General features: G+C 28.5%; 15 protein-coding genes. 3 read left to right on the top strand and 12 right to left on the bottom strand.

Translation table 11 applies throughout. The annotated features are described in order from the left end of the window. Positions 1 to 38: 38 nt before the first annotated feature. From BA195_RS12875 to BA195_RS12865, 3 genes are read right to left on the bottom strand one after another with little or no spacing between them, the layout of a single operon-like run. Positions 39 to 524 carry an ABC transporter ATPase gene (locus tag BA195_RS12875; RefSeq protein ID WP_068706105.1) on the bottom strand — a complete coding sequence of 162 codons (486 nt, stop codon included), beginning with the start codon at positions 522 to 524 and terminating at the stop codon, positions 39 to 41. Between the two features lie 29 nt (positions 525 to 553). After that, positions 554 to 1,381 (bottom strand): 3'-5' exonuclease, encoded by an 828-nt coding sequence (locus tag BA195_RS12870; protein WP_068706103.1) that lies wholly within the window; start codon positions 1,379 to 1,381, stop codon positions 554 to 556. A 12-nt stretch (positions 1,382 to 1,393) separates the two neighbouring features. Continuing rightward, positions 1,394 to 2,248 (bottom strand): PPK2 family polyphosphate kinase, encoded by an 855-nt coding sequence (locus BA195_RS12865; RefSeq protein ID WP_068706101.1) that lies wholly within the window; start codon positions 2,246 to 2,248, stop codon positions 1,394 to 1,396. Positions 2,249 to 2,393: 145 nt separating this feature from the next. Between BA195_RS12865 and BA195_RS12860 the strand changes: the two genes are divergently transcribed. After that, complete coding sequence (locus BA195_RS12860) at positions 2,394 to 2,915, top strand: flavodoxin family protein (protein WP_068706099.1); 522 nt, start codon at positions 2,394 to 2,396, stop codon at positions 2,913 to 2,915. A gap of 14 nt (positions 2,916 to 2,929) precedes the next feature. Beyond that, positions 2,930 to 3,637: an SIMPL domain-containing protein gene (locus BA195_RS12855; protein WP_068706097.1), complete on the top strand. Its 708-nt coding sequence runs from the start codon at positions 2,930 to 2,932 to the stop codon at positions 3,635 to 3,637. A 36-nt stretch (positions 3,638 to 3,673) separates the two neighbouring features. On the opposite strand, the gene BA195_RS12850 is transcribed toward BA195_RS12855, so the two are convergent. From BA195_RS12850 to BA195_RS12835, 4 genes are read right to left on the bottom strand one after another with little or no spacing between them, the layout of a single operon-like run. Continuing rightward, on the bottom strand, positions 3,674 to 4,594 hold the full coding sequence (locus BA195_RS12850; RefSeq protein ID WP_068706095.1) for an AraC family transcriptional regulator: 921 nt from the start codon (positions 4,592 to 4,594) through the stop codon (positions 3,674 to 3,676). 8 nt (positions 4,595 to 4,602) lie between these two features. Beyond that, complete coding sequence (locus BA195_RS12845; protein ID WP_068706093.1) at positions 4,603 to 4,953, bottom strand: hypothetical protein; 351 nt, start codon at positions 4,951 to 4,953, stop codon at positions 4,603 to 4,605. A gap of 1 nt (position 4,954) precedes the next feature. After that, positions 4,955 to 5,263, bottom strand: coding sequence for a hypothetical protein (locus tag BA195_RS12840; protein WP_068706091.1), 309 nt, complete (start codon positions 5,261 to 5,263; stop codon positions 4,955 to 4,957). A 3-nt stretch (positions 5,264 to 5,266) separates the two neighbouring features. Next, positions 5,267 to 6,562: an NAD(P)/FAD-dependent oxidoreductase gene (locus BA195_RS12835; RefSeq protein WP_068706090.1), complete on the bottom strand. Its 1,296-nt coding sequence runs from the start codon at positions 6,560 to 6,562 to the stop codon at positions 5,267 to 5,269. Between the two features lie 108 nt (positions 6,563 to 6,670). Here BA195_RS12835 and BA195_RS12830 point away from each other — a divergent pair, with 108 nt between their 5' ends. After that, on the top strand, positions 6,671 to 7,096 hold the full coding sequence (locus tag BA195_RS12830; protein ID WP_068706088.1) for a DUF7738 domain-containing protein: 426 nt from the start codon (positions 6,671 to 6,673) through the stop codon (positions 7,094 to 7,096). A gap of 2 nt (positions 7,097 to 7,098) precedes the next feature. Here BA195_RS12830 and BA195_RS12825 read toward each other — a convergent pair whose 3' ends face one another. The 5 genes from BA195_RS12825 to BA195_RS12805 all read right to left on the bottom strand — a co-directional run bounded on the left by BA195_RS12825 (position 7,099) and on the right by BA195_RS12805 (position 13,143). Continuing rightward, on the bottom strand, positions 7,099 to 7,629 hold the full coding sequence (locus BA195_RS12825; protein WP_068706086.1) for a hypothetical protein: 531 nt from the start codon (positions 7,627 to 7,629) through the stop codon (positions 7,099 to 7,101). Next, positions 7,629 to 8,051: a secondary thiamine-phosphate synthase enzyme YjbQ gene (locus tag BA195_RS12820; RefSeq protein WP_068706084.1), complete on the bottom strand. Its 423-nt coding sequence runs from the start codon at positions 8,049 to 8,051 to the stop codon at positions 7,629 to 7,631. The genes BA195_RS12825 and BA195_RS12820 overlap by 1 nt, the downstream gene beginning before the upstream one ends. A gap of 9 nt (positions 8,052 to 8,060) precedes the next feature. Continuing rightward, positions 8,061 to 8,810 carry a LytR/AlgR family response regulator transcription factor gene (locus BA195_RS12815; RefSeq protein WP_068706082.1) on the bottom strand — a complete coding sequence of 250 codons (750 nt, stop codon included), beginning with the start codon at positions 8,808 to 8,810 and terminating at the stop codon, positions 8,061 to 8,063. A gap of 2 nt (positions 8,811 to 8,812) precedes the next feature. Next, entirely contained in the window at positions 8,813 to 11,731 is a 2,919-nt protein-coding gene (locus BA195_RS12810) for a sensor histidine kinase (RefSeq protein ID WP_068706079.1), read from the bottom strand. A gap of 86 nt (positions 11,732 to 11,817) precedes the next feature. Beyond that, positions 11,818 to 13,143, bottom strand: coding sequence for a hypothetical protein (locus BA195_RS12805; RefSeq protein ID WP_141677720.1), 1,326 nt, complete (start codon positions 13,141 to 13,143; stop codon positions 11,818 to 11,820). Positions 13,144 to 13,150: the final 7 nt, after the last annotated feature.

Here is a 13,150-nt window from a genome sequence, read left to right as displayed (position 1 = left end):
AAAATAATATTGCTCTTCACAATATTTAAAATCAATTGTTATACCAAAAATCGTTTATGCCAACTTTTATCGGCAGTTACTTCCCAGTTGGTTTCAAAATCTTCTTTGGTATTTACCATATTATTAAACACGGTAGTTTTTGATGTTATTTTTTTGTCTTTTATTAATTGCTGAAAATCGGGTAGTTTTACTACATTAATATTTTCACCATCTTTAAAAGACACATTCATTTTATTCATTAAATCAATTCGAAGTTCTTTTTCTAACTCTTGTATAAAACGCACTGATGAATCGATTGAACAGCCTGACACATTATTAAAACCTTCATCAACACCTAATACTAAAAACTGATTGTATTTTATGGTAAATGATCCTTTTAAATCATCGCCATGTCGTGTCCAATTATCAATAAAAAGGATGGCTTTGGCACAAATATATTCTACTTCTTCGATACTAAATTCTCTGTCCGCTTGATAAATCCAAACTCTTGAATTGTTTGGTAAATTATTATATTCTGTAAACATTTTTTTCTTTTTTAATTTGATACTAAAAATTACCTTAAATTAAATTTTTGCTGCAAAGCTTCTAATTTTTCTTTGTCAGACATTTTCTTTTTAGGTACCGCCATGCGTTCTTTAATTTCACGTAATACTTTTTTGGTGTATAACGGAAAATCGGCATTTTGTATCCAAGCATTATACCCTGGGTTTTCTTTAAATACTTCTTCTACTGTACGTCCTTTATATTTACCGAATGAAAAAATTTCTTCATCTTTATCATTCATCAAAATAAAACCTGCAAAATCGGCTCTTTTACCGTGTGTTGAGTATTCACTTAACGCATCAACAGTGTTTTCAATGTCGTCATATTTGTCTAACTGTGCTAATAAAATTTCATAGGTAGCGTTAGTATCAGCTTCTGCACCATGGGCTCCTACTAATTCTTTTCCACAATAAAATTGATAACCAGCGCTTAAGGTACGTTGTTCTTTTTTATGAAAAATTACCTGAACATCAATCGCTTTTCTATTTTTCATATCAAAATCGATGCCTGCACGCATTAATTCTTCCGCTAAAAGCGGGATATCAAATCGGTTTGAATTAAATCCTGCCAAATCACAACCTGTAATCATTTCGTTTATACTTGGTGCTAATTCTTTAAAAGTTGGTTCATTAGCTACTTTTTCGTTGGTTATTCCATGAATTTCTGACGATTCTTTTGGAATCGCTACTTCTGGATTTACCAACCATGTTTTACTTTCTTTATTTCCGTTTGGAAATACTTTTAATATTGATATTTCTACCACTCTATCTTTTGCTATATTGATTCCTGTGGTTTCTAAATCAAAAAATATAATTGGTTTTGTTAAGTTTAATTCCATCTTTTTTGGCAATTATTCGTTATTTAACTGAGCTTTAAACTCGTTTATTTTATCTAAATCCTTTTGTGCTAATGTTGGCTCTTTAAAACCGTACTTTTTTAAGGCTTCACTAATTGTTTTACCTACAATATATCGTGCTGTAGGTTTATCATCTGCAGGTACAACATACCAAGGTGCATAATTTGTTGATGTTCTATTTAATAAATCTTGATAACACTCTTGATATTTATCCCACAATTTACGTTCTTTTAAATCTCCTGAGGAAAATTTCCAGTTTTTTTCTGGAATGTTTAAACGACGTAACAACCTGTTTTTTTGTTCATCTTTTGATACATTTAAAAAGAACTTTAAAATAATGGTACCACTGTCTGAAATATGTTTTTCAAAATGATTGATTCTATCCATTCTAGCATGGTAAAATTCATCATTTAAATCATCTAAACTTTTAACTGTAGGTATATTTTCTCCAAAAATATATTCAGGGTGCACTCTTGTTACCAATACATTTTCGTAATGTGTTCTGTTAAACACTCCTATTTTTCCTTTTGCAGGTAACGCTATATAGTGTCTCCATAAAAAATCGTGTTTTAACTCTAAATCTGTAGGCACTTTAAAACTATGTACCACTACTCCACGCGCATTTACATCTTTAAATACTTCGCGAATTAAACTATCTTTTCCTGAAGTATCCATTCCTTGCAAGCAAATTAACATACTGTATTTACCTTCGGCATACATAGTATCTTGAAGTTCACTAATTTCTTTTCTTACTTTTTTAAGTTTCTTTTTAGCATCTTCATCAACTTCTTTTGTATTAAAACTTGTTAATGTTGCTTCGTTAAAAAACTTATAGCTATCTACATTCATCTATTCAGGTTAAATTGTAGCATAAAAATACAAAAAATATCTCCTTTTACGATTGATTTTTTCTTGATAATCATCAATTTTTACAATCAAATATTAAATATCTTTTTTATATAAATTCTGAAATTTATACGCTAAATAAAAACCAATGAATAAAAAAGTAATTATACAAGGAAGTTCGAAAAGTAACGGTAATACAAATACTGTTATTAACTATTTAAATAAAAACAATGATTTTGATATTATTGATTTAAAAACTAAAAAAATTGGTGCTTTTGAGTACGATTTTAGTAATGCTAATGATGATTTTATTTCTTTAATGGAAATGATTATTGAAAAGTATGATACTATTATTTTTGCTACTCCTGTATATTGGTATGCAATGAGCGGAGTTTTAAAAACTTTTTTTGATAGAATGTCGGACCTTTTACATTATAAAAAAGAATTAGGCAGAAAATTACGAGGAAAAAATATGGCGATGATAAGTAATTCTGGCGCTAACGATTTAAAAAATGGGTTTGAAATGCCTTTTATTGAAAGTGCAAATTATTTAGGCATGAATTACCTAGGAACAACCCATGCTTGGTTTACTAAAGATGGTACAAAAATTGCTATTAAAGCAAAAGATAAAATTGATGTGTTTAGAAAATCAATTTTAATTAATAATTAAAAATAATTCAAGTTATGAAAAATTTAAATTTGGCAAAAACCTCATTGTTAGCAATGGCATTAGTTTTTGCTGGTTATTTTATTGGAAATTCTCATTGGAAAGCATTAAAAAACAACCGTAAAGTAACTGTTAAAGGTTTAGCTAAAAAAGAGGTGAATGCTAATTTAGCCGTATGGCCAATGGTAATTACACTTACTAATAATAGTTTAGGCGATTTAAAAACCAATCTTGATAATCAGAAAAAAGCTGTTGAAAATTTCTTTTTATCTAAAGGATTTTCTGATAACGAAATTGCTATAGAGAATACAAATATTACAGATGCTCAAGCAGATTTATATGGAAACAATCGACAAAAAAACTTTAGATATTTAGCCAAAACAGAAGTTACTTTACGAACATCTGACTTAAAAAAGATAAAGGAAGCACAAAAGGAAGTAATCAATTTAGTTGCTAAAGGAGTTATAATAAACTCTAAAAATACGTGGCGCCCAATTGAATTCATTTTTACAGATTTAAATACGATTAAACCGCAAATGATTGAAGAAGCTACCAAAAAAGCAAAAGAGGTTGCTGAAAAATTTGCAAAAGACAGCAACTCATCCGTAGGAAAAATTAAAAACGCACAACAAGGTTTATTTACAATTAACGATAGAGATGTAAACACCCCTGATATTAAAATTGTAAGGGTGGTTACTACTGTTACCTACTTTTTAAAAGATTAATAAAAAATGCCTGAATTAAAATTCAGGCATTTTTAGTTATTCTACAGGTATACAAATATCTACAATACACTTTTTCTCTGGATGCTCGTCTGGATTGTTATAATAAATACCAAACGGATCTTGAATTGCTTTTTTATAACCGTGTTCACTCATCCAAACAAAACTACTTTCCCATGCTTTTTCAAATTCGTTAACCGTAATTTCAAAACGAGAAACAACACATTTTAATGCTGCTTGTGTTCTTAAATTTACTTCTCCTGCTGTTTCTACTTTCTTATTTAAAGTCATACAAGCACTCATACGTACTTTATCTGGAGCTGTTATTTTAGGACTATCGTGATAAATGGTTACCATTCTTAAATTTTCTTGTTCCATTAACCCTCTAGGAAAAGCCCATTGCATTAACCTACCATAGGTTTGGCTAATTAAATTTATATTTCCTTGATGATTTATGTACGCTAATTGTAATTCGGATACAATTTTAACTTCAGTATTTGCATTCATTTTTAGCCATTTTAAAGCGTTATTTACATTACAAATATATTGTTCAAAATACGTTTCCATTTGTCCGTTCTTGCTTTTTATTTTACAAATTTTGCTAAACTTATGTTTACTTTCTTTCTTAAATTCAAGAGGACTCATGCTATAAAATTTTTTAAATGCTCTTGAAAAAGAAGATATACTTGTAAACCCAACCATTTCTGAAATTTCTGTAACCGACATTTCTTTTTTGTGCAATAAAAATGCTGCGGCTTTTTCTATTCTTTTTCTAACAATAAAATTATTTAATGTTTCGCCAGTTACAACTGAAAAAAGACGGTGAAAATGAAATGGAGAAAAATATGCTTTTGATGCTATTTCTTTTAAAATTAATTTTTCTTGTAAATGCTCTTCAATATAAGTAATTGCCTTACTTATTCTTACAACTGTTTTTGAAGTTATTTTTTCAGAAGTCATTTTTACCTTTACTCTTTTTTTTGAAGAACCATAAATACAAAACCGCCTACAAAATACAAAACCGCATCTATTATATCAGCGGTATACCGTGGATGGAATTTAGGTAATATGTACTCAAATAACAGCGCATATAAACCACAAATATATAAAACAATCCAAATAGGTATTTGATAGTTTTTATTTTGCTTACTCCATCTTAAAAAAATTAAACAACTAATTAATAAAATTGGGATTATTAAAAAATCATTCAGATAAAAATTAATAATTTTTGGAAGTGATAATTTTAACTTTTGAGCAAAATACACAGTTGTTCCTAAAAACAATGAAAACACAAAGTAAACATATATTGCTTTTTTCATTTTAACCAGCTGCAACCATTGCTATAAACCAAGCTAATGCTCCTCCGATTAAACTAATCACTAAAAATGCAGAATATAATACCCAACCAATAGCTTTATATAAAAAGAAAGGATGTTTTTTTAAACGCTCTGTTAAGTTAGGGTTATCTATTTTATGCTTCGCCTTCTTTACTTCATACTTCTTGAAAGCCTCTTGCTTTAAAGCTCGTTTTTTTTCATGAGAAATTAGCGTATTACAATTTTCGCAATACTCTTTATTCGTATTAAACAATCCGCATTCGGGGCATTTAATATTTCTTGTAATACTCATCTCTTACGCTTTAAAACTGTATTTATTTTTGTTTTTATAAGGTCTTATAATAAGCCTTGTCTCCCTATCAAAACGAATATAATTATACATCCAATTCATAAAAACAATTACTTTATTTCTAAAACCTATTAAAGAAAACAGGTGTACAAACATCCACACAAACCAAGCAAAAACGCCTTGAAATTTTAATCTAGGTAAATCTACCACCGCTTTATTTCTACCAATGGTAGCCATCGCTCCTTTATCATTATATTTAAATTCTTTAAGTTTTTTACTTTTAAATTTCGCTAATATATTTTTTGCTAATAATATTCCTTGTTGAATGGCAGGTTGCGCCATCATTGGATGTCCGTATTTATACTTTTCAGTTTGCATACAAGCAACGTCGCCTATGGCATATATATTATTGTAACCTATTACCTTATTATATTTATCAACCTTAAACCTACTTGCTCTTTCAACAATACACTCTTGCTGTAAGCCATTTATTGTTTTTCCTTTTACTCCTGCAGCCCAAATTACAGTTTCTGCATTAAAATTATCATGGCCATTTGTTGTTACCGTTACTCCATCATAATCTAAAACTCGTAGATCTTTCCAAACATCAACGCCTAATTTTATTAAAAAATCTTCTGCTTTTTCTGATGCTTTACTACTCATTCCTTTTAACAATTCGCCAGAACTTTGAATCAAATTTATTTTCATCAATCGGATATCTAAATCAGGGTAATCTTTTGGTAAAATTCCTTTTTTCATTTCTGCCAATGCACCTGCTAACTCAACACCTGTTGGCCCACCACCAACAATAACAAAATTCATTAAAGCGCTTCGTTTTTGTAAATTGGTTTCTAACAGCGCTTCTTCAAAATTTTCTAACACCAAACTACGAATATTTAATGCTTGCGGAACCGATTTCATTTCCATCGCATATTTTTTAATATTCGTATTCCCAAAAAAATTAGTGGTAGATCCTGTAGCTATAATTAACTCATCATACTCTAAATTTCCTATAGTTGTTTCAATGTTTTTTTTATCTGTTTCAATATTAGTTACTTCTGCCAAACGAAAAAAGAAATTTTCTACATCATTAAAACGTTTACGCAACGGAAATGCAATACTATCGGGCTCTAAGCCACCAGTAGCTACTTGATATAATAATGGTTGAAAAGTATGGTAATTATGTTTATCTATTAAAACAACTTGAAGTTCTTGTTTTTCTAATCCTCTTGCAGCTGCCAGTCCTGCAAATCCACCCCCTATAATCACGACTCGAGGAAAACTTGTTTGAGGTATATTCATTTTAAATGATTTTGTTTCAGATTAGCAAATTTAACGAAAAGTTGAGTTTTATTCTTTAAATTTGCATGCAACTTAACAAAAGTAATCACTTAATAAAAATACGCTATTATGTTTAATTTTTTTAAAAAGAAAAAAGTAAAAAATTTAATTATTAAATGCGATACTGATGTTATTTTTATTAATAAAAAACCTATTTCTTTTCCTACAAAATACGATACTTTAATTAACGCTTTAGGAAAACCTGATAGAGAACTTACTAAAAGTAATAATTATATTTTTTGGGATAATTATGGTGTTTTTTGTGGTTACACCGATAAAAACAATATTTTATCTATTAATGTGTACCAAAACAAAAAAGATAAAAGCGAGTACAATACTAAAAAGCAGTTTACGGGACAGTTATTTTTAAATGATGAAGAAATTACCAATAATGAATTTGGTAAAATTGCTTTAGGTAAAATTGCTATTCAAAGGCTTGGTAGTGAAAGTGAAATTCGTTTTGGATTTAGCGTAGGGGTTAATAGTGTTTACTAAAACTACAATTCTCTTTTTAATTGTTGTATTGTTTTAGTTGTGGTAACTAAATTTGTTATTAATATTTTTCTTAGTTGCTCAATGTCTTCATCAAAATATTGTGCCCATTTATGCTCCTTAAATAAGGTATTAATTTGTTTTAACCGCTGATGTGCTAATATTGATGTCATTAAAAAATTTCCATTTCCTACCTCATTTTTATTAATTCTTTGGATTTTTGCTTGTTTTAATAAAAAATCTACGGTTACATAAAACACTTTATCGGTATCATTTAACGGGTAAAAATCGCTCCATTTGGCAAAACCTACGTAATAATTTTGACTTTTATAATCTTCAATATTTTTAATTTTCCAACGACAATTTGCTACTCTTCCCCAATGGTTTGAATATCTGTAAACCCCTTCGTCTGTATAAAAATACAAACTACCCGATTTACTTTGATAATGTGCTGATTTATCTTTAAAAAAATCTATTGACCGAGATTCAAACTCGCAATACGTGTATTTAAAAAAATTGAATTTATGATACTTCATTAAACTCCAAATATGGTAATTACAATTGTTCTGTTTCCTCCGTAATTTCTATGTTCACCTAAATAAACACCTTGCCACATACCTAGGTTTAATTTTCCGTTAGTTATTGGTATTTGTACTTGGCAACCCAACATAGAACTTTTTATGTGTGCAGGCATATCATCTGCTCCTTCATAATTGTGTTTATAATAGGGCATGTTTTCAGGAATCATTTTATTAATATGCGATTCAAAATCTAACCGAACCGTTGGATCAGCATTTTCATTAATCGTTAAACTTGCAGAGGTATGTTTTATAAATGCCTGAAATTGTCCTATTTTAATACTCTTTATTTCAGGTATTTCAGCAACTAAAACATCAGTAATTAAATGATAACCTCTAGTAAATACTGGTAATTGAATTTCTTTTTGATAAAATTGCATTTTACAAATCTAAAACACTTCTTTTATAATTTTTAAAAATTCTTGCTTTTTTGTTTTTGAAATAGGGATCGTTGTATGATTTCGCATCAGTAAAAAATCGCCATCTTTTTTTACAAACTTGTCTAAATAGTGGAGGTTTATTAAAAAAGACCTATGACACCTAAAAAATAAATTATTATTATGAAGTTGATTTTCAAAGTAAACTAATGGTTTACATATTAGTTGTTTTTCCTTATTCGCTAGATACACTTTTGTATACATTCCATCTGCTTCTAAATATAAAATATCTTCATGCGAAACAAAAATAATTTCTCCCGGTACTTCTAAAGCTATTTTATGTGACGATAATGATTGAATTGCTTTTTTTAACTCTGAAAATTGTGCAGTTACTTTCTTTTGATTAATATTTATTTTAGCTTTATTTATAGCTACTCGCAACTCTTCTCTATCAATAGGTTTTACCAAATAATCTATTGCCGATAATTTTAATGCTTCTAATGCGTATTGTTGATATGCTGTTATAAAAATTAATTGAAACTCTATAGGTTCAGAAATAAAATCTAATATTTCTAAACCAGAGTATTCAGGCATTTCAATATCTAAAAAAACAATATCAGGGTTATTTTCACGGATTGATTTTACTCCGTTTACTAAATTATTTGCTGTAATAACACTATTTATTTCAGGAAAAAACTCAGTAAGCATCGTTTTCATTACACTACGTGCTTTTGTTTCATCATCAATAATTAAAGCTTTCATTATTAAATTCTTTTTATTTTTAGTGTTACTATTGTTCCTGTGGCATTATTATATTCATCCTCTTTATCTGTAAAATGTACTAAAATATCAAATAAATTTTCTTTTTTATACAAAGCAACTCGCTCATGAGTAGCATTTACCGCAAAAGACTTATGCCTTTGTCTTTTTTTATTAATTTCTGATGATTTTTTTCGCCCAATACCATCATCTTCAATAATTATAATTAGAGTATTACTTATATCTTTTTTTACTATTATCGTTAAATTTCCTTGATCTTTTTTATGAACGAGTCCATGTTTTATTGCATTTTCTACAAATGGTTGTATAAACAATGGGGGAACTTCAAAATCTTCTTTATTAATTTTTTTATCAACTAAAAAATGTACTTTAAATTTATTTTCAAATCGTAATTGCTCTAAAGCTATATATATATCTAACGAGTTAAGTTCTTCTTTAAGTGATATTAGATTAACTCTACTGTGGTTTAAATACATTCTTATTAAACGAGAAAATTTAACCAAATAATCGCTTGCTAAATATTTTTCATTCTTCATTACATAATCTTGAATAGCTCCTAAAGAATTAAAAATAAAATGAGGATTCATTTGTGAACGTAAGTTTTCTAACCTTAACTTACTTATTCTACTATCTAAAATTACTTTTTCTAATTCTCGCTCTCCTTCTTCCTCTTTCCATTTTAACTTAATTTGGTAATATATTATTACTCCTAAAACAGCTATTAAAAATACTATTATAATAAACCACCAGTTTTTCCAAAAAGGTTTTTGTACAATTATTTTAACACCTTTACTTTCTTCTCCAATAGTTCCACCTATGCTTTTGGTTCTAAGCAAAAACTCGTATTTTCCTGATGGAATTCCAATATACCTTACCACATCATCATTCAACTCAGATGTTTGCCACGTTGTATTAAAACCTAAAAGTTTATACTGAAAAACATTCTTAGCACTAGCTTTAAAACCATTAGCGTTAAAATTAAACGTAATATCATTAGTTTTATATGGTAATTTGTATTTTGTCTTAATTTCTTGTTCAACTCCACCAATTTTAATATTACTTATATAAGCTAACGGAGCTAAATTTGGCTGTTTTAGCTCTGAAATAGCGGTATTTACTGAACATAAGAAATTATTACCTGCTATCCACAAATAACCGTTTTGTATTACGGGAGATTTAAACTTTAAAGTGCTTTTATCTGTTAAATTGATTGTTTTTATCTGCTGTTTATCAGTATCGTATCTTTGTATCCCTTTTTCTGTTACAATCCATAAAAAATTACCTTCTCCTAAAATTCCTTTTATTTGAGATTTTAATAATCCATTTGAAAACGTTATGCTATCAGTAACTTTTCCTGCTGCTAGCTTTAAAATTTTATTTCTTGCTGTTGCCCATATTTCACCATCAATAGTTTGAGTATATTCTGAAAAAATAATAGGTTTATTTTGATAACTCACAGGAATAGTTTGTAGTTTTTTATTATAAACCACTGTCCCATCAATATAAGTTACATAAATAAGTTTATTTTTAGCATCGTAATGAGTGCTTATTGGTCTTTTATTTTCTAAAACGGTGTACTTTTTATTATTTTTAGAAAGATGAGTATAAATAACAGCATGACGGTATGATAAATACACCAGTGAATCTTTGTTTATTTGTGCAAAACCTTTTGCGGTAGTAAATTGCTCTCCTAGATTAATAACTTTCAACTTTTTTAAATCATAAATATAGCTACTGGTTCCGTTGGTACTTATGTATGCTCTTTGAAGTGTTTTGTTATATTTAATTCTATTTACGGGGCGTTGGTTAGTTAACTTTATAACTTTATGTCTGTTATTTTGCACATCATAATCAATTAAATTACCATTTTGAGTACCTAATAATAAACGCTCTTTTCCTATTATTTCAACTGAAATAATATCTTCGTTTACTCCTAAAAAACTTTTTTTTGTTATCCCTAAATTTGGCACAACAAAAACACCATTTTGAAGTGTGGTAAGCCAATAGTTATTTTCATTATCTTTTAAAATATCAGTTATATGATAACCTTTAAAAACTTGTCTAGTACTATCAGCTTTTTCATTATCAAAAGCTATAAAAATACCTTTTGATGTTAGCATCCAGTTTTCTTTAAAATTTTTAGTATTATAAACTTGTGCTTTTTTAAGATTTTTTGGTAGCTTAACACTATTAATTTTTCGAGTATGTATGTTGATTGAAAATTCCTTAAACTCTTCTTTATCTACTTTTACAACAACATCATTAAACCATTGAAACATTTGAAATTTTCCCTCATCCAAACAGTTTTTTTCTATATCGAAGTTTATTTTTTTAAAAATAGGCTTTCCTTCTTCTTCATAAACTTGCGTTATCGTATTAGTTTCTTTTAAGTTGTAATAAAAAAAACCATTCTTTGTTTTTACAAATTTAGAAACATGAGCATTTAAGTTTTTTTTAATTGATGCTGTTTTTTTATCTACCTGATAGCTATTTCTTTGTGATATAAAAAAAACATCATTTTTCATCACTATTAAATGCGCATAAGTTCCTTTTAGCTCATTAGAAAAATCTTTGAATAACTGTAACTCTTTATTTACAACTTTATAAATATGCCCTGAAATAGTTGAGCACCAAATTTGTCCTTCATTATCTATTTGTAAATTAAAAATACCTTTTGTGGTAGCAATCGTTTTTTTTGCTTGTCGAAACTTTTTACCGTTGTAATAAAACAATCCTTGTTCGCCTCCAACCCAAACTAGGTTATCTTTATCTTGTATAATATTATAATTTGCTAAAGACACTAATCCATCATCAGATGTAAATTGTGTATAAAAAGGTTCTTGCGAAAATATATTTTCAACAAAAAATGAAATGATAATTAGTATATAAAACGTTTTTTTCACAAATTTAATATTACAATAAAAAGGTGGTTATGCAATAATACGCAAAACACCACCTTTTACAACGATTCTTAATTTAAAGTATCTATTTAGTTTTTAGGTTTAGCATTGCATTTTACATACCCACCATAAGGAGCTCTAACACTAGCTCTGTTAATTCCATTAAAAAAAGGACTTCCATATTTTCCGCCCCCAGTATAGTCTTTTCTTACTATAAACTGTTGCAACATACATTTTCCGCCAGTATTTTTCTGTACAACAGCCCCAACTGCCCATTGATACAAAGGTACTCCTGTTACTCTATGTTTTACAGTTGACCATCTATTAGATGTCATGTATTGATATATATTTTGCATACTCATTTTACCATAATATTTATTCAATCCACTTACAGCTGCTCTTTTAATTGCTGAATTTTTATCAAAACTTCCTTTAGCTGGCATTGTTACACTATTTAACTTTGCTCCTAACCAATCTTTACGTAAGTCATCAAACTTAGCAAAAGTTGTTTGAGAAGTTACTTCAGGGTTTTTATAATACTTCTTAATTTTTTCTGGATCTTTTGCCGCAATTACAAACTGTTTTGGTTGGGCATTATTCATCCATTTATGACCAACATTATCATTTTTATGATATACCGCTGCTCCAATTAATAATACTCCTGGCTCCAATAAAAGCACATTTGTATTCGTCCATTCTGGTCCACCCCCCATTCCAAATTGAAATTGAATATTACCTTTATCGGCAGATTTTCTGTACTTCTCAGGAACAACACCGTAACGTTTTTGGTTTGGTGAAAAATATGCATTTAACTGATATGATGCTGGGTCGTACTCAATAGAAAAACCTTCGTAAATATCACCTGGATCTCTATCAAAATGATTTGTTGGATTTCTAACAAAGTATTGTGATAGATGGTAGTAACCAGACAGTTCCATTTTATCTGAAAAACCACCATCATAAGCAGGCATTTTTTTAAACTTCGTTCTGTTTAATACATAAATTTGATTGTCTTTAAATTTATCATTTTCACTACTTTCAATTGGTGAAGGAATTTTATTTACTTCTTTACCTTTACTTTTTTCTTTAGCTAACAAGGCTTCTTTTTCTGCTGCCTGTTTTTGTTGATATTCTTTATACTTTTTAAAATAAAAATCTTGCTTTTGTTTATCGTTGGGATACTTTTTAGCTAACTCTTTTTTAAACTCTTCGTCTGAGTACTCGTTAGTATTTGACGTTGAATTAGTAGTTGAACTTGTAGCTGATTTTTCTATTGATGAAGAAGCTTTCTTTGTTATTTTTTTTGTTACTTTTTGCTTAGCTTTTTTTAACATACCACCAAACTGAGCATTAGCTGTTTGATGAAACAAAAAACTAGCGAAGAATAAACAAACTAATATTGTATATTTTTTCATTTCTATT

This window comes from Tenacibaculum soleae, assembly GCF_001693415.1.
Lineage (GTDB): Bacteria > Bacteroidota > Bacteroidia > Flavobacteriales > Flavobacteriaceae > Polaribacter > Polaribacter soleae.
Note: the sequence above shows the minus strand (reverse complement) of the source record. Positions and strands in the feature narration are given on the sequence as shown.

What these genes read in the sequence shown, in the direction of transcription:
- BA195_RS12875 (WP_068706105.1), bottom strand. Translation starts at nt 524, where the DNA reads ATGTTTACAGAATATAATAATTTACCAAACAATTCAAGAGTTTGGATT.
- BA195_RS12870 (WP_068706103.1), bottom strand. Translation starts at nt 1,381, where the DNA reads ATGGAATTAAACTTAACAAAACCAATTATATTTTTTGATTTAGAAACC.
- BA195_RS12865 (WP_068706101.1), bottom strand. Translation starts at nt 2,248, where the DNA reads ATGAATGTAGATAGCTATAAGTTTTTTAACGAAGCAACATTAACAAGT.
- BA195_RS12860 (WP_068706099.1), top strand. Translation starts at nt 2,394, where the DNA reads ATGAATAAAAAAGTAATTATACAAGGAAGTTCGAAAAGTAACGGTAAT.
- BA195_RS12855 (WP_068706097.1), top strand. Translation starts at nt 2,930, where the DNA reads ATGAAAAATTTAAATTTGGCAAAAACCTCATTGTTAGCAATGGCATTA.
- BA195_RS12850 (WP_068706095.1), bottom strand. Translation starts at nt 4,594, where the DNA reads ATGACTTCTGAAAAAATAACTTCAAAAACAGTTGTAAGAATAAGTAAG.
- BA195_RS12845 (WP_068706093.1), bottom strand. Translation starts at nt 4,953, where the DNA reads ATGAAAAAAGCAATATATGTTTACTTTGTGTTTTCATTGTTTTTAGGA.
- BA195_RS12840 (WP_068706091.1), bottom strand. Translation starts at nt 5,263, where the DNA reads ATGAGTATTACAAGAAATATTAAATGCCCCGAATGCGGATTGTTTAAT.
- BA195_RS12835 (WP_068706090.1), bottom strand. Translation starts at nt 6,562, where the DNA reads ATGAATATACCTCAAACAAGTTTTCCTCGAGTCGTGATTATAGGGGGT.
- BA195_RS12830 (WP_068706088.1), top strand. Translation starts at nt 6,671, where the DNA reads ATGTTTAATTTTTTTAAAAAGAAAAAAGTAAAAAATTTAATTATTAAA.
- BA195_RS12825 (WP_068706086.1), bottom strand. Translation starts at nt 7,629, where the DNA reads ATGAAGTATCATAAATTCAATTTTTTTAAATACACGTATTGCGAGTTT.
- BA195_RS12820 (WP_068706084.1), bottom strand. Translation starts at nt 8,051, where the DNA reads ATGCAATTTTATCAAAAAGAAATTCAATTACCAGTATTTACTAGAGGT.
- BA195_RS12815 (WP_068706082.1), bottom strand. Translation starts at nt 8,810, where the DNA reads ATGAAAGCTTTAATTATTGATGATGAAACAAAAGCACGTAGTGTAATG.
- BA195_RS12805 (WP_141677720.1), bottom strand. Translation starts at nt 13,143, where the DNA reads ATGAAAAAATATACAATATTAGTTTGTTTATTCTTCGCTAGTTTTTTG.